This is a genomic window from Pantoea sp. ARC270 (assembly GCF_003236725.1).
GTDB classification, from domain to species: Bacteria; Pseudomonadota; Gammaproteobacteria; order Enterobacterales; family Enterobacteriaceae; genus Pantoea; species Pantoea anthophila.
The window spans coordinates 1-24,051 of sequence record NZ_PUGA01000045.1 but is presented as its reverse complement, the minus strand read 5'-3'; the positions used below and the strand labels follow the sequence as shown (position 1 = coordinate 24,051).

The 24,051-nt window shown below is 47.2% G+C and carries 24 protein-coding genes and 2 riboswitches; of the genes, 11 read left to right on the top strand and 13 right to left on the bottom strand.

The annotated features are described in order from the left end of the window. Positions 1 to 179: 179 nt before the first annotated feature. Together ahpC and ahpF are read left to right on the top strand one after the other, a co-directional pair. Positions 180 to 743, top strand: a complete 564-nt coding sequence (ahpC, locus tag CKF42_RS18300; RefSeq protein WP_010617942.1) for an alkyl hydroperoxide reductase subunit C — start codon at positions 180 to 182, stop codon at positions 741 to 743. A gap of 71 nt (positions 744 to 814) precedes the next feature. After that, positions 815 to 2,383 carry an alkyl hydroperoxide reductase subunit F gene (ahpF, locus tag CKF42_RS18295; protein WP_111208862.1) on the top strand — a complete coding sequence of 523 codons (1,569 nt, stop codon included), beginning with the start codon at positions 815 to 817 and terminating at the stop codon, positions 2,381 to 2,383. 63 nt (positions 2,384 to 2,446) lie between these two features. Here the strand turns inward: ahpF and CKF42_RS18290 are convergent, their stop codons facing one another. After that, complete coding sequence (locus CKF42_RS18290) at positions 2,447 to 3,406, bottom strand: AEC family transporter (protein WP_058956702.1); 960 nt, start codon at positions 3,404 to 3,406, stop codon at positions 2,447 to 2,449. A gap of 99 nt (positions 3,407 to 3,505) precedes the next feature. Continuing rightward, positions 3,506 to 3,703, bottom strand: coding sequence for a hypothetical protein (locus CKF42_RS18285; protein WP_072052741.1), 198 nt, complete (start codon positions 3,701 to 3,703; stop codon positions 3,506 to 3,508). Positions 3,704 to 4,009: 306 nt separating this feature from the next. Next, a riboswitch (TPP riboswitch) is annotated at positions 4,010 to 4,104 on the top strand. Between the two features lie 68 nt (positions 4,105 to 4,172). On the opposite strand from CKF42_RS18285, the gene CKF42_RS18280 reads away from it, so the two are divergent. From CKF42_RS18280 to CKF42_RS18270, 3 genes are all read left to right on the top strand, one after another. After that, positions 4,173 to 5,474, top strand: a complete 1,302-nt coding sequence (locus tag CKF42_RS18280; protein ID WP_111208861.1) for a tyrosine-type recombinase/integrase — start codon at positions 4,173 to 4,175, stop codon at positions 5,472 to 5,474. Between the two features lie 254 nt (positions 5,475 to 5,728). Beyond that, positions 5,729 to 6,604, top strand: coding sequence for a hypothetical protein (locus CKF42_RS18275; RefSeq protein WP_111208860.1), 876 nt, complete (start codon positions 5,729 to 5,731; stop codon positions 6,602 to 6,604). After that, positions 6,585 to 7,013 (top strand): hypothetical protein, encoded by a 429-nt coding sequence (locus CKF42_RS18270; protein ID WP_111208859.1) that lies wholly within the window; start codon positions 6,585 to 6,587, stop codon positions 7,011 to 7,013. The genes CKF42_RS18275 and CKF42_RS18270 overlap by 20 nt, the downstream gene beginning before the upstream one ends. Before the next feature lie 130 nt (positions 7,014 to 7,143). Here the strand turns inward: CKF42_RS18270 and CKF42_RS18265 are convergent, their stop codons facing one another. After that, positions 7,144 to 8,049, bottom strand: coding sequence for an RES domain-containing protein (locus tag CKF42_RS18265; RefSeq protein ID WP_158526775.1), 906 nt, complete (start codon positions 8,047 to 8,049; stop codon positions 7,144 to 7,146). Positions 8,050 to 8,514: 465 nt separating this feature from the next. Continuing rightward, positions 8,515 to 9,084: a recombinase family protein gene (locus CKF42_RS18260; protein WP_111208857.1), complete on the bottom strand. Its 570-nt coding sequence runs from the start codon at positions 9,082 to 9,084 to the stop codon at positions 8,515 to 8,517. Between the two features lie 1,003 nt (positions 9,085 to 10,087). On the opposite strand from CKF42_RS18260, the gene CKF42_RS21115 reads away from it, so the two are divergent. Genes CKF42_RS21115 through CKF42_RS18245 form a run of 3 tightly spaced genes read left to right on the top strand, consistent with a single transcriptional unit; the run spans position 10,088 to position 11,819 of the window. Then, a complete protein-coding gene (locus tag CKF42_RS21115) occupies positions 10,088 to 10,789 on the top strand; it encodes a hypothetical protein (protein WP_146239958.1) in 702 nt (233 codons plus the stop codon). Positions 10,790 to 10,791: 2 nt separating this feature from the next. Further along, positions 10,792 to 11,229, top strand: coding sequence for a DUF488 family protein (locus CKF42_RS18250; RefSeq protein ID WP_111208856.1), 438 nt, complete (start codon positions 10,792 to 10,794; stop codon positions 11,227 to 11,229). Next, on the top strand, positions 11,226 to 11,819 hold the full coding sequence (locus CKF42_RS18245) for a DUF4326 domain-containing protein (RefSeq protein WP_111208855.1): 594 nt from the start codon (positions 11,226 to 11,228) through the stop codon (positions 11,817 to 11,819). The genes CKF42_RS18250 and CKF42_RS18245 overlap by 4 nt, the downstream gene beginning before the upstream one ends. A 2-nt stretch (positions 11,820 to 11,821) precedes the next feature. Here the strand turns inward: CKF42_RS18245 and CKF42_RS18240 are convergent, their stop codons facing one another. Further along, positions 11,822 to 12,286: a hypothetical protein gene (locus CKF42_RS18240; protein WP_111208854.1), complete on the bottom strand. Its 465-nt coding sequence runs from the start codon at positions 12,284 to 12,286 to the stop codon at positions 11,822 to 11,824. Between the two features lie 31 nt (positions 12,287 to 12,317). Here CKF42_RS18240 and CKF42_RS21535 point away from each other — a divergent pair, with 31 nt between their 5' ends. After that, a complete protein-coding gene (locus CKF42_RS21535) occupies positions 12,318 to 12,662 on the top strand; it encodes a S24 family peptidase (RefSeq protein WP_111208853.1) in 345 nt (114 codons plus the stop codon). Positions 12,663 to 13,192: 530 nt separating this feature from the next. Here CKF42_RS21535 and CKF42_RS18230 read toward each other — a convergent pair. Then, positions 13,193 to 13,669, bottom strand: coding sequence for a hypothetical protein (locus tag CKF42_RS18230; protein WP_111208852.1), 477 nt, complete (start codon positions 13,667 to 13,669; stop codon positions 13,193 to 13,195). An 804-nt stretch (positions 13,670 to 14,473) separates the two neighbouring features. Then, positions 14,474 to 14,641, bottom strand: a complete 168-nt coding sequence (locus tag CKF42_RS21185; protein ID WP_158526773.1) for a hypothetical protein — start codon at positions 14,639 to 14,641, stop codon at positions 14,474 to 14,476. 396 nt (positions 14,642 to 15,037) lie between these two features. Next, positions 15,038 to 15,134: riboswitch (TPP riboswitch) on the top strand. A gap of 34 nt (positions 15,135 to 15,168) precedes the next feature. Here CKF42_RS21185 and thiM point away from each other — a divergent pair. Together thiM and thiD are read left to right on the top strand one after the other, a co-directional pair. After that, positions 15,169 to 15,966, top strand: coding sequence for a hydroxyethylthiazole kinase (gene thiM, locus CKF42_RS18225; protein ID WP_111208851.1), 798 nt, complete (start codon positions 15,169 to 15,171; stop codon positions 15,964 to 15,966). After that, positions 15,953 to 16,753, top strand: a complete 801-nt coding sequence (gene thiD / locus CKF42_RS18220; protein WP_058956698.1) for a bifunctional hydroxymethylpyrimidine kinase/phosphomethylpyrimidine kinase — start codon at positions 15,953 to 15,955, stop codon at positions 16,751 to 16,753. Before thiM ends, thiD begins: the two co-directional genes overlap by 14 nt. Positions 16,754 to 16,811: 58 nt before the next feature. Here thiD and CKF42_RS18215 read toward each other — a convergent pair whose 3' ends face one another. The 6 genes from CKF42_RS18215 to yegS form a co-directional block, all read right to left on the bottom strand. Beyond that, positions 16,812 to 17,498 carry a GntR family transcriptional regulator gene (locus CKF42_RS18215; RefSeq protein ID WP_046102212.1) on the bottom strand — a complete coding sequence of 229 codons (687 nt, stop codon included), beginning with the start codon at positions 17,496 to 17,498 and terminating at the stop codon, positions 16,812 to 16,814. A 100-nt stretch (positions 17,499 to 17,598) separates the two neighbouring features. After that, positions 17,599 to 19,065 carry a mannitol dehydrogenase family protein gene (locus CKF42_RS18210; protein WP_111208850.1) on the bottom strand — a complete coding sequence of 489 codons (1,467 nt, stop codon included), beginning with the start codon at positions 19,063 to 19,065 and terminating at the stop codon, positions 17,599 to 17,601. Between the two features lie 65 nt (positions 19,066 to 19,130). After that, entirely contained in the window at positions 19,131 to 20,414 is a 1,284-nt protein-coding gene (locus CKF42_RS18205) for an MFS transporter (RefSeq protein WP_058956697.1), read from the bottom strand. Between the two features lie 80 nt (positions 20,415 to 20,494). Continuing rightward, on the bottom strand, positions 20,495 to 21,505 hold the full coding sequence (locus CKF42_RS18200) for a Zn-dependent oxidoreductase (protein WP_046102209.1): 1,011 nt from the start codon (positions 21,503 to 21,505) through the stop codon (positions 20,495 to 20,497). A 10-nt stretch (positions 21,506 to 21,515) separates the two neighbouring features. Further along, positions 21,516 to 22,730, bottom strand: a complete 1,215-nt coding sequence (manD, locus tag CKF42_RS18195; protein WP_111208849.1) for a D-mannonate dehydratase ManD — start codon at positions 22,728 to 22,730, stop codon at positions 21,516 to 21,518. 202 nt (positions 22,731 to 22,932) lie between these two features. Then, positions 22,933 to 23,832: a lipid kinase YegS gene (yegS, locus tag CKF42_RS18190; RefSeq protein WP_111208848.1), complete on the bottom strand. Its 900-nt coding sequence runs from the start codon at positions 23,830 to 23,832 to the stop codon at positions 22,933 to 22,935. Positions 23,833 to 24,051 lie beyond the last annotated feature (219 nt).

The following is a 24,051-nucleotide window of genomic DNA, read 5'->3' as shown; positions in this document are numbered from 1 at the left end:
GGGGGAAAGACAAAGCGGGTTTAATGTCATGAAAATCGCTGTACACTGCCCGGCGGGCCAGAGAGCATCAGGCTCTCAGCGTTTGATAGCTTTCGTTAATCAGATTGATAACGTCTGCATATTAGATGTTGGCCCGAAAATTATGTAACCTGCATCACATATTTTAACGGAGGCCACAGATGTCTATTATCAATACCAAAATCAAGCCGTTCAAAAACGCAGCATTCAAAAACGGCGAATTCATCGACGTAACCGAGAAAGACGTTGAAGGTAAATGGAGTGTGTTCTTCTTCTATCCTGCTGACTTCACCTTCGTCTGCCCGACCGAGCTGGGTGACGTGGCTGATCACTACGAAGAGTTCCAGAAACTGGGCGTAGATATCTACTCTGTTTCTACCGACACCCACTTTACCCACAAAGCCTGGCACGGTTCTTCTGACACCATCGCGAAGATCCAGTATGCGATGATCGGCGACCCGACTGGCGCGCTGACCCGCAACTTCGAAATCATGCGTGAAGCAGAAGGTCTGGCTGACCGTGGTACTTTCATCGTTGACCCGGAAGGTATTATCCAGGCTATCGAAATCACCGCTGAAGGCATTGGCCGTGACGCCTCTGACCTGCTGCGCAAAGTGAAAGCGGCTCAGTACGTTGCTTCTCACCCAGGTGAAGTCTGCCCGGCGAAATGGAAAGAAGGTGATGCAACGCTGGCTCCATCTCTGGACCTGGTTGGCAAAATCTAATCCCGCTTCGGCCTTTCGACCATTCTCCAATCGGGTGCCACGGCACCCGATTTTTTGACCAGGATATCACTATGCTCGACACAAATTTGAAAACGCAGCTCAAGGCTTACCTTGAGAAATTAACCAAACCTGTTGAGTTGATCGCCACCCTGGATGAGGGTGCAAAATCAACCGAGATCCGTGAACTGTTGGTTGATATCGCCGGTTTGTCTGACAAAGTCAGCTTCCGCGAAGAGAACGATCGTCAGGTGCGTAAGCCCTCGTTTCTGATCACTAACCCAGGTTCGAACAGCGGCCCGCGTTTTGCCGGTTCACCTCTGGGTCACGAATTTACCTCACTGGTGCTGGCACTGTTACAGACCGGTGGGCATCCGTCTAAAGAAGCCCAGAGCCTGCTGGATCAGGTTGCTGAGCTGGACAGCGATCTCCATTTCGAGACCTACTATTCACTCTCCTGCCACAACTGTCCTGATGTGGTGCAGGCGCTGAACCTGATGGCGGTGATTAACCCGCGCATCAGCCACACCGCAATCGACGGTGGCCTGTTCCAGAATGAGATTCAGGAACGCAACGTGATGGGCGTGCCAGCGGTTTACCTTAACGGTAAAGAGTTTGGTCAGGGTCGCATGAGCCTGGCGGAAATCGTCAGCAAAGTGGATACCAACGCGGACAAACGCGCAGCGGAAGAGCTGAACAAGCGTGACGCGTATGAAGTTCTGATTATCGGCAGCGGCCCGGCGGGCGCAGCAGCCGCCATCTACTCCGCGCGTAAAGGTATCCGTACCGGCCTGATGGGCGAGCGTTTCGGCGGGCAGGTGCTGGATACGGTCGATATCGAAAACTATATCTCTGTCCCTAAAACCGAAGGTGCAAAACTGGCAGGTTCACTGCGTGCACACGTTGATGATTACAATGTGGATGTCATCGACAGCCAGAGCGCAATCAAACTGATCCCGTCGGCGAAAGAGGGCGGACTGCACGCCATCGAAACCGCCTCCGGTGCCGTACTGAAATCACGCAGCATCATCCTGGCGACCGGCGCACGCTGGCGTAACATGGGCGTGCCGGGTGAAGAAGAGTATCGCACCAAAGGTGTTACCTACTGCCCGCACTGTGATGGCCCGCTGTTTAAAGGCAAGCGCACCGCGGTCATCGGCGGCGGTAACTCTGGCGTGGAAGCGGCAATTGATCTGGCCGGTATCGTGGAACACGTGACCCTGCTGGAGTTTGCTGGTGAGATGCGTGCTGACCGCGTGCTGCAGGATAAACTGCGCAGCCTGAAGAACGTTGATGTGATCCTGAACGCGCAGACCACGGAAGTGAAAGGCGACGGCAGCAAAGTGACCGGCCTGCACTACATTGACCGTACGACGCAGACCACCCATGAGCTGCCGCTCTCCGGTATCTTTGTCCAGATCGGTCTGTTGCCGAACACCCCATGGCTGGAAGGCGCGGTTGAGCGTAACAAAATGGGCGAAATCATCATCGATGCGAAATGCGAAACCAGCCTGAAAGGCGTCTTCGCAGCAGGCGACTGCACCACCGTGCCGTACAAGCAGATCATCATTGCCAGCGGCGAAGGTGCGAAAGCGTCACTGAGTGCCTTTGACTATCTGATCCGTACCAAAACGGCTGAGTAAGTTTCATCAGCCAGGCAATAAGCCCTTCAGCCCCTGTGCTGAGGGGCTTTTTTTATGCGCCTGTTAATAGCCCGCCAGCGTCATCAGCATCATCCATACCGGCGTCGTCACGGCCGCAAACACCGTAGAGAAAAGCATACTGGCCGCCGCCGGGCCGGTAATGACATTGAATTTCTGCGACATCAGATAGACATTAACCCCGACCGCCATCGACCCCAGTAACACCACCACTTTACTCTCCAGCGGGGGTAGACCGGTCAGCCACGCGATAGCCCATACCGTCATCGGTTGCAGAACCAGCTTCAGCAGGCAGATCGTATAACTCTCTTTTAAGCCATCCCGCACCCGATAATGTGCCAGGCTCATGCCCAGCGTGACCAGCGACAGGGGGGCCGCCAGCGAGGCCAGCATCCGCAGCGGTTCAGCGGCGATCTGCGGCAAGGGGTGCTGAAGGAAGCTCCAGGCCGTGCCGCTGAGAATGCCGACGATCAGCGGATTCTTCAGCACGCCGATCAGGGTGCGCCAGAGACCTGTCAGGGAAAAGCTGCCCTGTTTTGCCCACTCGACCGAAACGGTCAGCAGGGTCCAGAGGATGAGGCTGTTAAACACCAGCACCAGCGCCACCGGTGGCAGCGCTTCTGGCCCGAGCAGGACGGTAGCCACCGGGATCCCCAGCATCACGTTGTTGGAGAAGATACCCCCCAGCGCAAAGACCGAGGCGGCCACGCCGTCAAGCTTAAACAGCCGCGTCGCCAGCAGGCGTCCCACGATAAACACCAGCAGGCAACTGCCAAAAAAGGCCAGCAGCAGGCGCGCATCCACCGGCGGGCTTTGCGAGAAGGTACTCATCACCCGAAACAGCATGCAGGGCAGCGCAACGTTAAACACAAAGCGGTTCATGCCTTCGCTGATGCTGGCAGGCCATTTCCCAAAGCGTGTCAGCCCATATCCCAGCAGGATCAGGATAAACAGCGGGGCTGACAGGTAAATCTGATGGCTCAGACTTTCAAACAGCAGTGGCATAAGAGGCGTCTGGGTAAACCATGGATAGTTACCAGACTAACAAATCGCTAACTAACTGTTAACTCCTCCCTGCTTTGGAACCGGCCGTCGGGCGGGCTGTCAGCCTAACCAGCGACGCGCCTGCTGGTCACTGATGTCCCGGTAATAAACACGATGGATGGTTTCGCCGCAGCCCGCACAACGGGCCGAAATATAGGTGGAAAGGTAATGTCGGCCATTAGGGGCGATGGCACCCTGACGTTCGATCTGAACATCCTGCCATCGATGGCGGTGAGGAATAAGCGCTGACAATCGCATCATACATCCTGAGTAGTATGAAGTTCCGCTTCAGGAGTCGATAACTCCATGAAATAAAGTGTTTTTTTACAACGGTGTTTCGCGCAGGTTAATTATTATGAAATGGTCAGAGTCTGAGCGATGGCCAGTACCCATCAGGCCTGACAGCAGGAGTACCTCTTAAGAGGTATCCCTGAGGCCCGCAGCATTAAGCCTTTTTTTGCACTATGGAACGTTGATCGGGATCATGCGTAAGGTTCCGTTCCGGTCATTTCGCTGGCGGCTGTTGCTTGCTTTCAGAGAACGGCTTGCCTATGCTGCAAACCGTAATTCGACTCGGGGTGCCCTTCTTTGTGAAGGCTGAGAAATACCCGTATTACCTGATCTGGATAATGCCAGCGTAGGTTTCCAAGATTCTGATTAGTATTCATGTGGTTACATTTCTTTTTGTCCGTGTGTAATGCACCTAAGGTACAAAAAGAGCGTAATCATGAGGTACAAAACCCTACCATACACGTTTCAACGAAACGGTAACTACTATCTACAGATCCGGCTTTCAAATGGCAGGATGTTTAAAAAATCCCTTCTTACCGATAGTTATCGCGAAGCCTCTGCTTTGATGGTTCGCATCACTCCACATGTTCCTTTTGTTAAATCATTAGCAACTCCGATCTCGATGCTTGATGAGTTTGTGTCAAACCTGATTTTGTCAGAACGTAGGGGTGTGAAAGTTCCATTGTTACCCAGCCTACCGATTGTTGTTCCCGCTGAAATTGAGGGGCCATCGGCACAAGCCGAGCCGGAAAACGTGTTAACTATCTCTGATGCTTGGGGTATGTACAAAGCCGAAAAGGGACGTAATTGGACTAAATCGATCTCAATGGCAAATGAACGTTACATTGAAGTATTGTTTGTAGTGTTGGGGAAAAATACGGATGTAACAGCGATCACTAAACAGGACATTAGGCAGGTAATGGAAGTTGTTGAGAATTTACCTAAGCGTGTTGTCCAACCATATCGCTCGATGAATGTTCAGCAGTTGATAGATTGTGATGACGTGCCACCTGATGAGCTTGTTGGTGTTGAGGCTATCCATAAGCATCTTAAAGTCTACAAATCGCTGTTCAAGACCTTTCTCACAGAAAACAAAGACATTTTGATGAAGTCACCAACTGATGGTGTAGTGGCTGCACCATCTAAAGCAAGATTTGGTGCATATAGTTCGGCGGAGATGAAGAAGTTTGTAGAATGGGCACACAAGCAGCCAGATGGCTGGTTGAAGTGGATTACATTGTTGTTGGCATACACCGGAGCCAGGAGAGGCGAAATCGCAAAACTGGAAAAATCACAGATTAAATTTGATGAGGACAGCCAGCGATATTACTTCCTGATTGCAGAAGGAGGGCAGGGGAAAACAGAAAATGCCACTCGACAAGTAGTGATTCACCCCAAGCTCATTGAATGGGGGTTTATGGATTATGTAGATCGTCAATGGAAAAAGAGGATTTTTTCAGAAGTTGCGGGTGCGAACATGACAAAGATTGGCAAAGAATTTGCGGATGTACGTGATCAGCTTGGCATTCCGTACTTAGATGACTTTGGACAGCGGAGGCTGCTGCATAGCATTCGTCACTCTGTTTGCTCTGCTGCGATGGCTGGATGGGTAACTAACATCTTGCATCTGCAACAAACGGTAGGGCATGAGAAGAGTGGTGGGATCACTAAACGCTACTTGCATACATTCCCTCTTTCTTCAGTCTGTTATGTTATTGAAAGAATTTGTTGGGTTTGAATTGGTTTGAGACAGCCATCTTTAGCCCCATTCATAATACTGTAGTTCGAATAACCACAAGTAATGGCACCATACATTTGATAGCATTTTAAGTAGCATTTAAAAGCAAATCAACATTACTTAGGCTGCGACAAAAGTGTCAAATAAAAGATGCTTTACCTGTATAAAATCACAGGTATAATGTTAACTGTTGTATATTTTGTAGTTAGATAAAATAGAGTATATTGCCTTAACTCATTGAAAAGGAGTTTAAAATGGCAGATACCTTTGGGATTAGAATTGATTATAAGATTGGCAGAAGTAGGCCAGAAAAAGTTTTTGAAGCTATGGCATTATACATCCATGCCTATGAAGAACTTATACAGCTTTTTTCTCAAACTATAGGCAGTAAAGAAGACTTCAGTTTTGTTTTGGATACTGTAGAAAATGGTTCGATAATCACTTTTCTAAAAAGAAGGCATGAACAAGCAGTTGACATTATTACAGGTAAAATTTTAAAAGAAGTAAGTGAAACTACGAAAGATCTTAAAGGTATTTTTAATATTGAAGCGGAGGAGCAAATTGATGAAATAGCCGAAAAAGTAGATGTAAGATTAACAGAGTCATTTCCTGATATGTTTTCTATAGCTTCACCACAGGTCGATAAGAAAACATTAGCAAGAATACTTAAAAGCATAGCTGATGCTAACTTAAATATGAGGTCAGATGAATCTGTTGATTTAATATTAAATCGTAAGAAAGAAGAGTCAATAAATTTGAATACTAATTTCAAATTCTCAGCAAATTTAGATGTTTTATATGTTGAAGGTCAAGTGATCCAAAATGGAGTGACTGATAGGCTTTTTATTGTGAAACCTGTTAATGATGGCAATTCAAGATGGGACTGCAAAAGCCTAAATATGAATCAAAGGTTTGATGCTGTGATGATGGATAAACCATGGTTAGAGCGTTACCAGTCAGGTTTAATTCCCGCTATTGGGCCAAGTGATATAATGCTTGCAAAACTAAATTTAATCGTGAAATCAAAAAAAGATAGTAAATCTAATAAGATATTACATGCCGAAATTATCGAGGTTGTGGATATATCTAAAAACAAAGAGGAAATGAAAAATGGATCGCTTCATTTCTAACTTAGCTAAAGGTGATAAAGATAAAATTGTTTTTATAAAAAGGTTAGTTACTTCATGGTATTTTTTTATTTTACCTTTTGTCGTGTTGATTGCAGTAAAATTTTATTCGTCAAGTGTTTGGGATATTTTGTTGGTATCTGATTGGTCAATCGCTTCATTTATAATTTATGGGCAATTGATTAGCCAGATCACAGCAAGTAGCATAACTCTTAAGAATGTTTCTGATCATGGCTTGGAATATTATGTTACCAAAAGGATAGCCTTTGGTCTTACATCCAATATTGTCATTTACATATTAATGGCCCTAAAACCAAATGTATTCTTAGGATTGATTCAGTTAATGTTTTTTGTATTTGCTAATATTAGATACTTTAGTGATAACATAGCCATTTATTCCTTGAAGAAATAGTTAGTGGATGTTTTTTAATTTTCATTTTATCTGGAGGTTGCACATGTTTTATGTATATAAAATCTGACTAATAAATGAAAGTGCGGAATTATAGTAAGTGAAATCACATGATATGTTGGTGCTATATTTTTTATTTGCGTGGTAATTTATCAACTATTTTAAAAGGTATTTCATTAGATGCCTTTAATTTCCCTTTACCGAGAAGGATTTCTCCTTTTCTGCTATCGGCTTGTAACCTTGCACAGATTTCAGTCGTTTTTTTAATGTATTCTTTTTTATTTCCTCTGTAATTTAATTTTGAAATGCGATTTCTTTTTTTACCACTTAAAGGCATGTAGATTGAATATTCGACGGGCTTGAAGTCTTCATTACAGTACATTAACCATGACACTTCCAGTTTGAAGTCTCTGATTTTTTGATTTTGTATTGCAAAGTTCACAACAGATGAAATTGGTCCCCAGCTATTAATTTCCACATGATCATAATTAACTTTTATTGAGTCGTATGCAATGCCATCATGTTTGTCAAAATTTATAAAGTCTGAATAGATCAAATTTATCACAGGATAAAATTTTTTATCTCTTGATTTAAATAAATTAAATAACAATTTCGATAAATCATCTTTTCCATCTTCTAAATGCATAAAGCACATGTTCCTTGGTAATGAAAAGTAGGACATTAGAAAAAAATCACCAACATGGATATCACATTCCTTCATCGCCACAAATGGATGATCTGCGAGGTAAAAAGTTGATTTTTTTGCTCGATTAAAGCGTCCTTCTGGAATGTCTATAATGTGTGCCCGCGGTGGATAAAAATCATCAATGTTAATATTACCACAAAAAAAATCATAGGCTTTTTCATGAGTTAATTTTCTTACGCGTGAAAAATAAGTTCCTTTTGGATAATATCTTTCTTCAGCTTGAAAATTTGCAATGTCAAAGCTGAATTCTGAACTATTAGGAAAAAATTTTTTTCTTATAAAATCATAATAGCCAGCGACACCAATTGACTCATCAAAATTTTCAAAATCCATGTACATTATCCTTTCATGCGACTAAATTTAATTATTTCAGGTGGTTATTAACAGCAAGTAATTTTATTATAATTTTTCTTTTCAAAAAAGGAATAGGGCTTTTAATTTTGGAGAAATATTCTAATGATTTACGCTAAATCCTTGTTTTTGTCTGGAAAAACTCTTGTTAAAAGTAAGTTTTACAGTTTAAAGGTTTTTACGGTTGATATCAGTATACCTATTACACTTCGTGGCAATATAGTATGCTAAATCGTTGCATATCGAATCTGCTTCTAAAGCTTGATTAAGTGATGAGAACTGCCTTGATTGTTCATTGCTACACTTCATAATTGATCGCAAAACATAAATCAATACAATGTAGGCAGTTGCACAGAATTAATTACAGGCTCATTATGGATATCGAGAGGATTCGAACAGTATTAAACTGCAAGCCCTTTGACTTTATCCCCTCCTACTAAATCAGCGTTAAATGCCGCTAATACTGGCAAGCATTTCCTTCTTCACACGAAAAACTGTAGCCCTACCGCAATCACATAACTTTGCGATCTCGTCTGGTGTATTCTTCCCGGCCTGTAACATGTCGATAATCTTGTTATGTAGTTCTTGGTTCTTTTGCTTGCCTTTGTACTTCCCTGCTTCTTTGGCAAGAGTAATCCCTTCGCTGCGGCGTGATGCGATCATTCCTCGTTCGAATTCCGCAACGGCTCCCATCATGGTTAGGATCAGGCGTGATTGTGGGGAGTTATCAAAGCTCATTGAGTTAGCAATGAACTGAACAGTGATCCCACGAGCAACCAAGTTATCAATTATTTCCAGCAAATCGCGAGTATTGCGTGCCAAGCGGTCGATACTATGGGCGATGAGAGTGTCACCTTCCCGGAGGTGTGAAAGTAGATTCAACAATTCAGGTCTTTCGCTGGTGGACTTGCCCGATTCTTTCTCTGTAACGATTTTATCGCAAACAGGTTCCAGTACTGTTAGCTGACGCTGAAGGTTTTGCTCCTTACTTGAAATTCTCGCATATCCAAAAATCATTTCATTGTCCTCACTCGCCGCAAGTATCATTTAAACTAACTGAATGATACTATATCATTTAAATCCTATTAATGTCTAAATGATACAAGGTAGGACAGAAAAAAGGAGTATCGTTGGGGAGTACCCAAAAGAGACACATTAGTGACAAAATTGAGTATAAAATTGCTTTTTTAGCTGGAAAAATAAAAAGGGCACATTTATAAATGTGCCCTTTAGATAGATAAGATGTTTACGCCGGTACGCCACTTCTTCCACGATGGGCATTGATTCGGTTGTAAACACTTTGAAGGCCAGTTCCCAAGAAATTAGAAATATCTTTTGCAGAATAACCTTGATCGTACAGTGCTTGCATCATCAAGTCCTGATCTTAACGGGAAACCGTTTTGAACATTTCTTTCGTCAATGCAGCATGAATACCAAAACCAAATATATCTACCTCCATGGAATAAGAAAGCAACAGCAAACTAAGATGCACATTTCAAAAGGCAATAATGTTTTGATGAAGAATTCGCTTAAAAAATAGTCATAAAAATCCTAATTATATGTTTTTGTTGATAAAGCTAATTATAACTTTGTTATAGGTCGCTCTCATCTAATACTTACCTATGACGATCTAATCAACAAGGTAATAGATGGTTTTTTTATCAGTTCAGGGTTGGTGAAAAATTTAGTACTGAGATCTGAGTAAATGGCATTTGATCGGCGGAATTGAACCTGATCAGACAAACGAGATTTTAAATCGTGCGGAAAAAAAATGACTGTTCTTTTATCCGAGTAAACGATCCCTTTAACTTTTTGTCAAAAATCGGGATGCCAGGAATCTGATTGATTTTCGTACTAAAGGCAGGTAGCGTAATCGCGTTTGTTAACAAATGGTCTGCTCGTTTTGTGCAGTTATTCAAAGTTAACGTTCATAATATATTGTAGGATCATACGTCAAAAATTTGATTACATAGATAAAACTTGATCTTTATTAAGTTAACTTTTTAGGAAAAGAATAATTATGAACAGCACACGGCTAATAATATTGGCGGTCTCAGTAAAACGTAAAAATTATTGTGTTGCAGGTAAAAAATGGCATCAAAATCAAGATGAAATTTGGCTACGACCTGTTGGCAATAGCCTACCAGATGGCAATGATGCTTTGACTTCAAGGGAGATTCAATATAATTCACATAGAATCCCATCTACTTTAGATTTGGTTGATATACAATTTTTGAGATCTGCCAATCATAGTGTTCAATCTGAGAATCACTTAATTGATACTGCTTTTAAATGGGAAAAAAAAGGGACATATCCAGTAGAAAAACTTTCCGAAATATTAGACACTCCAGCTACATTATGGTTTGTTAATCGCGAAGGTACAAATTCAAAAATGGGAATAAATGATTGCTTCCCAACTAATCTTTTGAATGGACAAACAAATAGCTTATATCTCATACTAATCAATGAGTTAACTATCCATTTAACTCATGAAGAAGACTTCTATGGAAATAATAGGAAAAGATATAGAGGATCTTTTAATTATAATGGTGTTAACTACAAGTTATCAATAACAGACCCAAATATTTATTCTGAATATGGACAATTGCAGGATGGTGAATACAATTACGGGAAATGTTACGCTACGATAAGTATGGCTCCATTGGAAGATAATGGAAATTGTTATAAATTTTTAGCTGCTTTATTTAAATTTAAGGTGTAGACATGAAAGTATACTCTATTGGTTTCACAGAGAAATCGGCTGAAACTTTTTTTAAACTCATTAAATCACAAAATATTAGTACGTTGGTAGATGTTCGTTTGAATAATGTTTCTCAATTATCAGGATTTGCTAAAAAAAACGACTTAAAGTATTTTTTGAAGGAGATTTGTGACGTAGATTATTTACATCTTCCTGATTTGGCTCCAACAAAAGAAATACTTGATCCATACAAAAAAAAGAATATATCATGGGAACTATATGAAGAAAAATTCTTAAATCTGATGGCTCAACGCAACATTGAGCGGATAGATAAAAAAATCATATCTAACAATTGCTTACTTTGTAGTGAACATAAGCCACATCACTGTCATCGCCGCCTTGTGATAGAATACTTGAATAAAAACTGGGATGCTGACTTAGAGGTTAAGCACTTGATATGAAAAAAGTACTGATCATGTATCACCCAAACTTTGCATCGTCTGGTAAATTTGAAAGAAAACTTACCAAAATACTTTCAACGCTTGATGATTATCAAATTCTCTACTTTGCTGATCCAGCAAGCCTTATTAGTAGCTTCTTCGAACCAAATTTATTAAAACATCTTGGCAATGATGTGCTTGGGAACATTGTTCAAGATGAAAATCTGACTCATGCCGTTATATTTGATTCGGCATATAACCCAGAGTTCACAACTGTTAAATCATATCTTTCAGAAGTGATACCCGTAAGATATATTCAAGATAAAATTACATTTGTCTCCAATAAAGATAAAGGTGATCATTTTGATACTTATATAGGTCGTGGAACTTTGTGGGGCAATCCATATGCAATAGGTCAAGATGGTGATCGTGAAGAAGTGATAAGGAAATTTGCATATGATTTTAAACGGGGTTTTTTACGAGGTGGAGAAGATTTCAACGAAAAATTAAAAGCTCTAAGAGGGCATACTTTAGGTTGCCATTGTAAACCTTACGCATGCCACGGAGATGTTCTCGCTGAGTATCTTAATAAACTGGATGATGGTGAATAGATTTATTCTATAATATTTTTACTTGCTAATATCTTTATTACGTGGTTTCCGTCCAATGGTTTTGGATCTACTTTATTTTGAAGGTTAGGCATTACAGAGCATGGCATATTTAAAACTGTAATCACTTCAAAATTAATACCTTTATTTCTAAAATATTCCACAACAGATTTTGTTATTGCAACAGGAATTGCACTCATGCCTTTTCCTTTCATCCAAAAAATTCTGTGTCGTCCATCACTAACTCGAACTTCGTTTTCATCATTGACGACTAAAAGTGGCACGTTGAACTTAGCTAAATCACTCCCAGGGGCTATCCATACAGATTTTGGCTCTTCAGTACAGTGATTTACCACCCATAACAAATCATCGACAGTATTATACTCCTTCAAAATCCCATCTATAATCTCAATATCTAATAAAATAATAAATTCATGTGCCCAATGGTTGTTATATAATTCGTATTCCATAGTATCCTTCTTATTCCAGCTATTAATGTAAATGTTTATATATACACTATTTATTACACCTAATAATGCTTTCCCCGATTTGTGGGATAAAAGGGCAAACCTTGCAGCCCTTCGCGTTAAGACTGATGTAATGGAGCCAACATTCATGGTAGGTAGCGTCTTGCTTATAAACCACAACCAAAAGCAGCTACGGGATGGTAAAGTGGTAGCACTCCACAAAGAAGGAAACTACCTGTACAAACGAGTCCAAGTGGTGCCAGATGGATACAATTTAAGCAGTGATAACACCAAATACAGTGCGATAACCGTCAATCAGGATTCACTATCTTCCTTTAATGTGCTGGGAGAAGTACTGGTAGTACTTAATCAACTGTAATTTGACGCTCTCGATGCATTTCTGAGGCGTTTTCTGACAGATTAGATACATAAGTACTGTTTTTAGTTACTTCCACTTCAGGGGGGTACTGTGCGTTTTGTCTGAAGTACCATCATGAAAGGCGATTAATCGGATCGGGGTCGCTTCGCTCGGGTCAGTACTGACAAGGCACATCGCACTTACCAATTCACTTTAGGTACTTCACTTGCTGTACTAACACCTATCGAGCAAAGCGAGAAGTAACGCCTTGCGTCTTTTCGAGTACCGCGAGAAAATCGCAACGTTACGATCTAATATTTGGTTTTTAAGAGGCTAACGAGCGAAGCGAAGTTAGTCTCTTCAGAGGCTGAATATCAGTAAGACATTATTCTTTGAATTAACGGAGTATCGGTTAATATTAATATAAGGTCGCAAGATAGTGGTAGGTACATAATACTGCAATAAAATCAATGCATTAGCACCTTTATATGGTGTTTTTTGGTCGTGTCTGTACTCATCTTGCGAAGTAAGGCTATATTTCTGCGAAGCAATTATTTCCCAGAATCATCAATTATATGCTGAAGTACTGCAATAATTTCCTGTGCTGATGCCCCGTTATCATACATCTTATCAATTTCGTACTTATCGACTGGCGTCAAGTAATAGTGTCCATCCTGAGCTGCCTTAAACAGTCTTACGCCTTCCTTATGTGCTGTGACCAATGCTACAGATAACTGTTTAATGATTGTAAGAAACTTACGCACAGTATTAATAGTTGGCAGTGAATCCTCTTTGTACTTAACTGAATAGTAATCTAACCAGTACTTAATAGTGTCTGTATTCACTTCAAAAATATTATAAAGTACATAATATACTTTCTTGTGCGGATATCCATTCTTACCTGAACACTTAGTAATAACCTCATTAACAATTTTTTTTCCATTTAATGTAAGATCATTGTAACTACTAAAGTTGCCAGCTATATTTTTAAATTCAGTATTATCAAAATTTTGTTTTTTTCCTGCCATAAAAAATCCTGTTATAACCAACAATTCTAATATAAGTTGGTTTTTTGTTAATTAGTAGGTATGATTAAGGAAATTTATAATGTATGTCTTGTTCCTTTATTACCATCAGCTATTTCTTTTGCCTTTTTAACTTGCAATTCATTAGTTGATGGCATTAATGCCATTTTTAAAAGTATTAGAGCCGAAAGGTTCTGGTGCTTTTTTATTACAGCTTAAATATTGTCATCCCAGCTTGAATGTGCCATCTTTCAGTAATTAATGTACTGTTTGCTATTGATGACGCTATATTGCATTATCAGGCAGCATACCTAATATAGGATAGAATCTTTAATCGTTTCAAAACTTCCTCCATTGGCACTATTATTAATTGTATCGCATAAAATATATGTTTTTCCTGAGCCATACTCATTAGATACATAATTAAATTTGGTAAAAATAGATGTAGGATTAATCATTTGTATACGCTCCATATTGATAAATTTAGAAAGGCCGATTCATGCGAGTGAGTCGACCCTTTTTTGAGGTGATAGATTAGTTGGTTAACTGGGGGCGGTGTAAATTCTTAAGTTTTACTTTTTGATACCAGTTTTTGTATTTCGTGAGTTTGTTACTTCTTAGTTTCTCTATGTATCCTTTTGGTAATCGCACTTTTAATATGTTACATATTCGTGCTGAGGTCATATCGCTACATAGAATGTTTTCATATTGATCAAAAGTAAGTGATATTTCTGATGCAATTGTTTTTTTACGAACTGATTTATTCAGCATCTTTCTATTAGTACGTATTTCCCTTTTCTTCAATTGTTATTCTCCATAATTTTTTCTTTTGCTAAGATATTGTTGCAGCCATTTTGTTGCAGCAATACTCGTATCTGGTGTGGAATTGTTGAAATACATCACTTCATCATATTCTTCTTCCAGTCTTTTTAGATTAGATAATATTTCATTTTCTAAATTATCTTTTACTTTCACTTTAATACCTATGTGTATAAGATTTGGCTTTCAGATTTTAGTATAGGTCACGAAAAAACCTTGTTTCATGAGAAAATAACAGTTAATTACTGTCTCTACAGATTATTTCTGTTGAAGGTAATTATATAGCGGTAAGTAATGAATAAAGTAGGGCATCTACTTTATTTTTCTAAACATGATTCAAAACTTCATTTGGCGATAATCATGATTAATTCTGTCTATAGATTCTACCTATAACCATTTTACATGGATAAAGAATAATCAAGCTTTTTGTTTTCCTGTGGGGTACAAAATGGGGTACAGGCTGGGGTACAATGCTCAGTAGTGAGATTCGTAAAACAACCGTATACAAACAAGGGAACTTACATAACTCACTAATTAATAAAGAAATGTAATCACTATGACTCGGGGTGCCCTTCTTTGTGAAGGCTGAGAAATACCCGTATTACCTGATCTGGATAATGCCAGCGTAGGGAAGTCTGATGCCTGACCGCATTCGCCTTCTTGTCCGCCGGTTGGGAGCTACGATGATACAGCCATCTCAACACCTTTCTGCCGCGCAGTTCGCGCCCCTTCTGCACACCTTTCGCCGTCAGTCACCGCTGGTGCACTGCATGACGAATGACGTGGTGCAGAACTTTACCGCCAACGTCCTGCTGGCACTCAATGCGTCACCCGCGATGGTGATCGATGCTGACGAAGCGGCACAGTTCAGCGGCTTTGCGGATGCCCTGCTGATTAACGTCGGGACGCTGACGCGCGAGCGTCAGCGGGCGATGCAGGCAGCGGTTAACGCTGCGCGGGAGGCGGGCACGCCCTGGACGCTCGATCCGGTCGCTGTCGGTGCCCTGACGCTGCGCAGCGACTTCTGCCAGCAATTATTAAGTCAGCAACCGGCGGTGATATGCGGCAATGCGTCAGAGATTCTGGCGCTGGCGCAGCAGGCCAGTGGCGGACGCGGCGTGGATACGCTGCACCCGGCAGATGCGGCGCTCGACGCGGCGCGGCAACTGGCGAAAGAGTGGAACACGCGGGTCATCGTCACCGGTGAAGTGGACTACGCAACCGATGGTCAGCGCACTTTTGCCATTCGTGGCGGCTCTCCCATGCTGACGCGGGTCGTAGGAACCGGGTGTGCGCTCTCGGCGGTGGTGGCCGGGTTCAGCGCACTGCCCGGCGATGGCCTGCTGAATATTGCCGCGGCCTGTCAGGTGATGGCGACAGCCGGTGAAAAGGCAGCGGGGCAGGCGAATGGGCCCGGCAGCTTTGCCACGGCGTTTCTGGATGCACTCTGGACCCTGGAGGGCGATCATGAAACGCATTAATGCCCTGACCATTGCCGGCACCGATCCCAGCGGTGGCGCAGGGATCCAGGCCGATCTGAAAACGTTCTCGGCGCTGGGCGCTTACGGCACCAGCGTCATCACTGCGCTGGTGGCACAAAATACGCAGGGCGTGCAGGCTGTTTATCGCATCGAACCGGACTTTGTCGCCGCCCAGCTCGATTCTGTGCTGAATGACGTGCGTATCGACAGCGCGAAAATCGGCATGCTGTCAGAAACGGCTATCGTGGAGCAGGTGGCGGCGCGGCTGAAGCAGGCGGCGATCCCTTTTGTGGTGCTGGATACCGTGATGGTGGCGAAAAGTGGTGATGCGCTGCTCTCACCGGACGCCGTCGCCAGCGTTCGTGAGCGGTTGCTGCCGCAGGTTTCGCTGATCACTCCGAACCTGCCAGAGGCGGCGGCCCTGCTGGGTTGCGCCATTGCCACCGATGAGACGGAGATGCGCGAACAGGGGCGGGCGTTGCTGGCGCTGGGCTGTCAGGCCGTACTGATGAAAGGAGGGCATCTTACGGCGGCGGAGAGTCCTGACTGGCTGATTACGCCATCGGCAGAGCAGCGGTTCAGCACACCGCGCGTGAAGACCCGTCATACGCATGGCACCGGCTGCACGCTGTCGGCGGCACTGGCCGCATTGCGTCCGCGTCATGACGGATGGGCGACGACGATTGAGGAAGCGAAAAACTGGCTGCAGCAGGCGCTGATGCAGGCGGATTCGCTGGAGGTCGGGAAGGGCATCGGGCCGGTTCACCATTTTCATCAATGGTGGTAAGAGAGAATGCCCGTCTCGCCCGGATAATCAGGCGAGGCGGGCACCCCGCGTGAGGGATTCAGGGGGCTTCAAACCAGGCGCTGTTGCGCTCAGCAATCGGGGTGATGGAGAAAATCATCTCCTGCAGGTGATGACGCATGGCCGCTTCGGCGGCATCGGCATCGTGCTGTTTCAGCGCGGCATAAATCTCTTCATGCTGCTCAATGACCTTTTCCGGCGGTGAGACTTCACTCAGCGTCAGGAAGCGCACCCGATCCATCGTCGCTTTGATATTCTCGACCGTTTCCCAGGCCAGCTTGCAGTCAATGCTTTCCGCGATCAGACGATGAAACTCATCGTCAAGCGTGAGGAACGCCTGGCTGTCATGCCGCTCCGCCGCCATCCGCTGCAGTTGCAGATTGTGCTCCAGCGTCATCAGTGCCGAATCACCAATCTCCAGCGCGGCACGACGAACCACCGACACTTCCACCGCCTCACGGATAAAGCGGCCATCCGCGACCCGCTTAGCGGAGATTTTACGCACGAACGTGCCGCGCTGCGGCAATACCTGTACCAGTCCGGCTTCCGCCAGCTTGATAAACGCTTCGCGCACCGGCTGACGTGAGACGCTGAAGCGTGCGGAGACCTCTTTTTCAGAGAGCAGCGAACCTGGCTGAATCGCGCAGGTGACAATATCTTTGCGCAGATAACGGTAAATCTGCTGATTGACCGGTTCGCTGGTGGTAATGGTATAGGCGCTCGACATGCAGCAATATCCCTATTACGGCTGGCAGACGCCAGCGCGTTGGCAAAGTGTCAGTCTAATCAGCACGCTGCGTCTGCGCCAGCGCTTTATTGTCCCGCCTTCAGCCGCGATTCAGGCACTGATGCACAGTGACACGCGCGCCCTGGGTGGTCAGTTGCTGATACCAGGCCGTCAGTCGGGCAACCACGTCGTCGTTCTGCAGCAAATCATCGCCAAACACTTCGCGGAGGGCGAGCAGCGCCCGCACGCGCGCTTCACCCTCTTCGCTGGCGGCAACACACTCCGCCAGTTTTTTCTGCATCGGATCACGGATCTCAATCGGCTGGCCCTGTTCATCAACGCCGCCCACATAGCGCATCCAGCCCGCGACGCCAAGCAGCAGCAGGTCGCAGCGGCTGCCACGCTGCAGGTGCCAGCGCAGACTGTCGAGCAGGCGCTGCGGCAGTTTTTGTGTGCCGTCGGTGGCGATCTGCCCTGTGCGATGTTTGATGGCACGGTTTTCATAGCGGGCGATCAGCGAATCGGCATAGGCGTTTAAATCCACGCCCTGGGTGCGCAGCGTCGGGGCCTGTTCATCAATCATCAGTGAACGGGCGGCGGCGCGGAAATGGGGATCGGCCACACAGTCGCTGATGTACTCATACCCCGCCAGAAAACCGAGGTAGGCCAGGAAAGAGTGGCTGCCATTCAGCATGCGCAGTTTCATCTCTTCATAGGGCAGTACATCACTGACCAGTTCCGCACCCGCTTTCTCCCACGCCGGTCGGCCATTAACAAAGTTATCTTCAATCACCCACTGAAAGAAGGGTTCTGCTTCAATCGCGACCGGATCTTCACATCCCAGACGCTTGTGCAGCGCGGCCAGTGCGGTGTCGGTCATGGCCGGAACGATGCGGTCCACCATGGTGGAGGGGAAGGTGATGTGCTGCTGAATGTACTCTGCCAGCACAGGATCCTGCCGCTCCGCCAGCTGAGTCACGACATTGCGTGTCACATGCCCATTCTCCGGCATGTTGTCACAGGACATCACGGTGAAGGGCGGTAGTCCCTGCTCGCGGCGACGGCGGATCGCCGCCAGAATGACGCCGGGCACCGTGCGTGGTGTCTGTGGATTCTGCAGATCATGCACGATATCGGGATGATCGCTGTTTAAATTGCCGCTGGCGGGCAGATGGCAGTAGCCCTTCTCTGTGACGGTCATGGAGACGATGGCGATATCCGGCTGGCTCATGGCGTTGATCACAGCTTCAATACCGTCTTTGTCGCCCTTCAGGGCACTGGTGATGACGCCGATCACCCGGGTCTGCTGAGAGTCATCCGCCAGCTCAGTAAGGGTGTAGAGCAGATCCTGCTGACGCAGCGCCGTAATCAATCCGTTGCTGTTGATGAGGTTAACCTCGCAGTAGCCCCAGTCGCTGCCCTGTTCTTCGGCCAGCCTGTCGCTGCACATCGCCTGATGTGCGCGGTGAAAGGCACCAAAACCGATGTGTACCATGCGGGTCTTCAGTTTGCTGCGGTCGTAGGAGGGGCGTTTAACCTCAGCAGGCAGGCGATCAATCTGTAACATAATCCGTCCTTTTGAAAAGCGGGGCGCTCAGCGCCCCAGTCAGCGTTCTGTTAGCGGAACAACACTCAGACCGAAACCGGTTTGTCCTGGGTTTTCGGACTGCGAATCACAAACAAGACCAGGAAGGCGCCCAGCGCGGCGACACAACCGGCCAGCACGAAGGCGCTGTCGAATTTGCCGGTGTGCTGAACAATAAAGCCGGTGACAATCGGCCCGATGATGCCGGAGAGGCTGCCTGTCAGATGGATGAAGCCGCTGATGCTGCCGATGCGACTCTTATGTACCACATCCTGAATGATGGCCCAGTAGATCGCGCCGGTGATGTAGAGAAAGAAAATCGATACCGACATCATAATCACGGCAGGCACGACCTCTTTTATCGTACCCGCCAGCGCCACGCAAATTGCCGCGGCCAGCAGTGAGACCACCAGCACAATTTTGCGTGACAACAACAGCTTGCCGGTGATGTTAAAGATTTTATCGGAGATCCAGCCGCCCAGCGCCAGACCGACGAAACCGACGATCCACGGGATCATGGTGGTGATACTCATCGATTTAATATCCAGGCCGTGTGCCTGCACCAGATAGGCCGGGAACCAGCTCAGGAAGAAGAACAGGATGTAGTTGTAGCAGAAGAAGGCAAACGCCGTGACCAGGATAATCGGCTGGCGCAGGTAGTAACCAAACGGATGAGCCGTTTCTGACAGGTCAACCTCATCGTTCGGACTGGTCGCCTTGAGGCGTTCGATCAGCAGCCGCTCTTCTTCAGTGACGCGCTTGCTCTTCGCCGGATTGTCCGCCGCGAAGAAGAGCCAGAATGTCATCCAGACCAGCCCGATGCAGCAGACAATCACAAACGCCGGACGCCAGCCGTAAGCCAGGGCCAGATAGCCAATAATCGGACCGGCGACGGCACCGCCCAGCGGCGACCCGGCACTCAGTAAGCCCATGGCTGTCGCAGCCTGTTTTTTCGGGAACCAGCCGTTAATCGCTTTGTTAGCCGAGGAGCAGATGGGGCCTTCTGCCATGCCGAACAGCACGCGCAGGATCAGCAGCGACCAGAAGCCGGTGGCCAGCGCGGTCATACCGCAGAAGATGGACCACGCGGCCACCGCTACGGCCAGCACGATCTTAGGGCCAAAGCGGTCGGTGGCGAGGCCGCCGACAAAGTTGAACAGGGCGTAGCCAAAGAAAAAGCTGCCGAAAATCATGCCGAACTGCTCTGCATTGATCGCCAGATCTTTTTCAACCAGCGGAACCGTCAGGGAGAGCGCGACACGATCGAGGTAATTGATCATGTAAACCAGAAACAGCAGTAAAACGAGGGTCCAGCGCAGATTCTTGAACATAAAAACTCCGTGATCTGTTTTCTCTTTTTAAGTGTGCCAGCGCGAACGCTGGCTCAGGACACCTGGTGTTCAGCAACGCATTACCCCATCTGCAGGATCACTTTGCAGCAGGTGCGCGGATCTTTTTCGAACAGGGTCATCGCGCGCTCAATCTCCTGCAGGGGGAAAGTGTGTGTGACCAGTTTTTCCGGCTGGATTAACCCTTTTTCTATCCAGTCGATCACCTGCGGAAAGCGGTTGCTGTTCAGACGTGAGGTAAACAGCGACAGCTCTTTACTGGTCAGGCTCTGCTGGGTCAGGCTGCAGGGTTCACCGGAGAAGCCGAGCAGGCCGATACGCGCCGCCGGTGAGGCGAGGGCGACGGCTTCCGCCAGAATGGCGGGATGGCAGGCCGCATCAATAATCAGCGTGGGCTGCACGCCCTCCAGCTGCGCTGCCAGCGGGATCGCGCTGTTGTCGAACAGCTGGTCGGCACCACTCTGTTCAGCCAGCGCCAGACGTTCCGGCAGCCGATCCACCACCATTACCTTTTTCACCTTATAGACGCCTTTCAGCACCTGAATCGCGGTCAGTCCCATCGGGCCAGCACCATAGATCAGCGCCACGTCGTCCGGCTGCGGCCTGAGAAAGGCCGTGATATTGGCCGCGATGGTAAACGGCTCGACCAGACTGGCGAGCTGGTCGGGAATGGTATCCGGCAGGCGCCAGGCATTGTTTGCCGGTGTCAGCGCATACTCACTGAAACCGCCGTCACGATGCACGCCCGTCACCTGTAGCGTGGTGCAGACGTTGGGGCGGCCCACCGAGCAGGGATAGCAGCTGCCGCAGCTTACGACCGGATCGACGGCAACGCGTTCACCCAGTCGGCCAGTATCGACACCGTCACCGACCGCATCGATCACGCCGAAAAATTCGTGACCAATCACCCGCGGGTATTTCGCAAAGGGATTATGGCCGTGCCAGATATGCACATCTGAGCCGCAGATGCTGGCATAGGCCACCTTCACCCGGACTTCCCCTGGCGCAGGCTGCGGCAGGGGACGTTCAGCGACGACCAGCCTGCCCGGTTCTTCAATTACAACGCTTTTCATAACGGTCTCCTTACCAGTTCCAGAGGGTGCCATCTTCAAGACGGGCGACCGGCAGATAGGCGGGTTCATAGGGATATTTCGCCGCCAGTTTTTCGTTGAAGTTGATGCCGAGGCCCGGCTTGTCGCCAGGATGCATATAGCCCTGGTCAAAGGTCCAGCTGGCGTCAAACAGCTCCATCATCTGCTCAGAGAAGCCCATATACTCCTGCACGCCGAAATTGGGCACCCAGAGGTCAAAGTGCAGCGCCGCGGCCATGCAGATCGGGGAGAGGTCAGAGGGGCCGTGTGAGCCGGTGCGCACCTGATAGAGCGACGCAAAATCAGCGATGCGCCGCATGCCGGTAATGCCGCCCGCGTGGGTAATGGTCGTGCGGATATAGTCGATCAGCTGCTCTTCAATCAGCTGCTTACAATCCCAGATGCTGTTGAACACTTCGCCCACCGCAATCGGTGTGACGGTGTGCTGGCGAATCAGGCGGAAGCATTCCTGATTCTCAGCCGGCGTCGGATCTTCCATCCAGAACAGACGATAATCTTCCACGCTTTTGCCAAAGCGCGCCGCTTCAATCGGCGTCAGACGATGATGCATGTCATGCAGCAGATGCTCATCGAAACCGAACTTATCGCGGATCGCGGAGAACAGTTTCGGGGTGAAATCGAGGTATTTTTCCGTTGACCAGAGCTGCTCTTCCGGCCAGTTACCTTTGGTCGCCGGTTCATAGGCCAGTCCTTTCCCTTTCGCCATGCCGTAGGTGGTCTTCATGCCCGGCACGCCGCACTGGGCGCGAATCGCCTTAAAGCCCAGCTCTTTGTGCTTCGCGTAGTCATCCATCACTTCATCGATGGAGTGACCGGTGGTGTGGCAATAGACCATCACGCCCGTGCGGGAGGCGCCACCCAGCAGCTGATAAACCGGCATGTTGGCCGCTTTGCCTTTGATATCCCACAGCGCCATATCGACCGCCGAGATCGCAGACATGGTGACCGGGCCACGACGCCAGTAGGCCCCTTTGTAGAAGTATTGCCAGATGTCTTCGATCTGATGCGCATCGCGGCCGATCAGCTGCGGGCAGACATGATCTTTCAGGTAGGAGGCGACCGGCAGTTCCCGGCCATTAAGGGTTGCATCACCAATGCCGGTCAGACCCTGATCGGTGGTGATTTTGACGGTGACAAAGTTTCTGCCTGCGCAGGTTACAAATACTTCTGCTTTTACAATCTTCATCCTGTTTGCCTTGAGTCAGCCTTCGATGATGAAAACGTACGCGCATTAATACTACCATACAAGTTAAAAGGGCAGAGTTGTGAAGCCAGTCACATGCTGTTTTTATCGCCAGAAAAAGCGTGAGAAAACAGGGGTGTATGTTAATAAAGGTAACATCAGGAGGGGAGGGAGAAACAAAAAAGGGGGCGCTGCCCCCTCAGCATCAGGAGAGTAAGGCACACTGCGGAGGCAGACGGCAGCTCAGCGCGCCTGCCATTACCTCAATCACAAATTCGCGTCCGGAGAGCGGTTCACCATCCAGGTTAAAGGTCATCTCATGAGGCGAGCGGATCGTCAGTGATTCCAGCTGCGTGGTGACGATGCCGGGATTGTCATCATCGCCAGTCAGGGAATGGAACAGGGTCGGCAGCAGCTCCTGCGCGGTGACGATGCTGACATCAAGCCGCCCGTCGTCAATCAGGGCAGAGGGACACAGTCGCTGTCCGCCGCCTGCCTGACGCCCGTTTCCGATGCCGATCACCAGCGCATCACCCTGCCAGGCAAAATCGGGACCGCTGATCTCACAGGTGTCGGGTTTCAGCGTGTCCATGCGCATCAGGCCGTGAATAAAGTAGGAGACACCCCCCAGCGCCGATTTCAGCTTTTCCGGGGTCTCTGTGGTGATCCGGGTGCCGAAGCCGCCAGTCGCCATGTTAATAAAGTAGTGACTCTGGTTGACCCGGGCCAGATCGATGGCACTCGCTTTGCTCTGAATCGCCAGCCGCAGTGCCGGCTCCATCTCTTCCGGGATACCGACGCTGGTGGCAAAGTCGTTGGCGGTGCCCAGCGGCAGAATGCCCAGCACCGGGCGATGTTCCGCTTCCGAAGCCGCCAGCGCCGTCGCAACTTCGTTGATGGTGCCATCGCCGCCACCGGCAACGACGGTAGCAGCCCGCAGCGTAATCGCCTCTTTGACATAGCGATCGCCGTCGCCTTTCTCAAAGGTGACGCGCACCGCAATCTCAAAGCCTTCTTCCCGCAGGGTCGTGATAGCATCGCGCAGATCGTCATTACCGGCGCCTTTCCCATTCAGGATGAGCAGCGTAAGCGGTTTATTGTCCATTGTGCGTTCCTTGATGATCTACAGAGTAGGAGGGGGAAGGTATAACACAGCTTCCAGCACCAGATTATTGGCGAAAGCATGAAAAAAGAAAACCCGCACGGGGGAGCCGGGCGGGTAAATGAGGTGGTTCCTGGTAAATCTGCCGTTTGTTGTTACTCGTTAGCAGCAGGCGGGACTATAAAGCAGCCCGGCGCAGGGGTCTGTGATCCTGTTCTGATT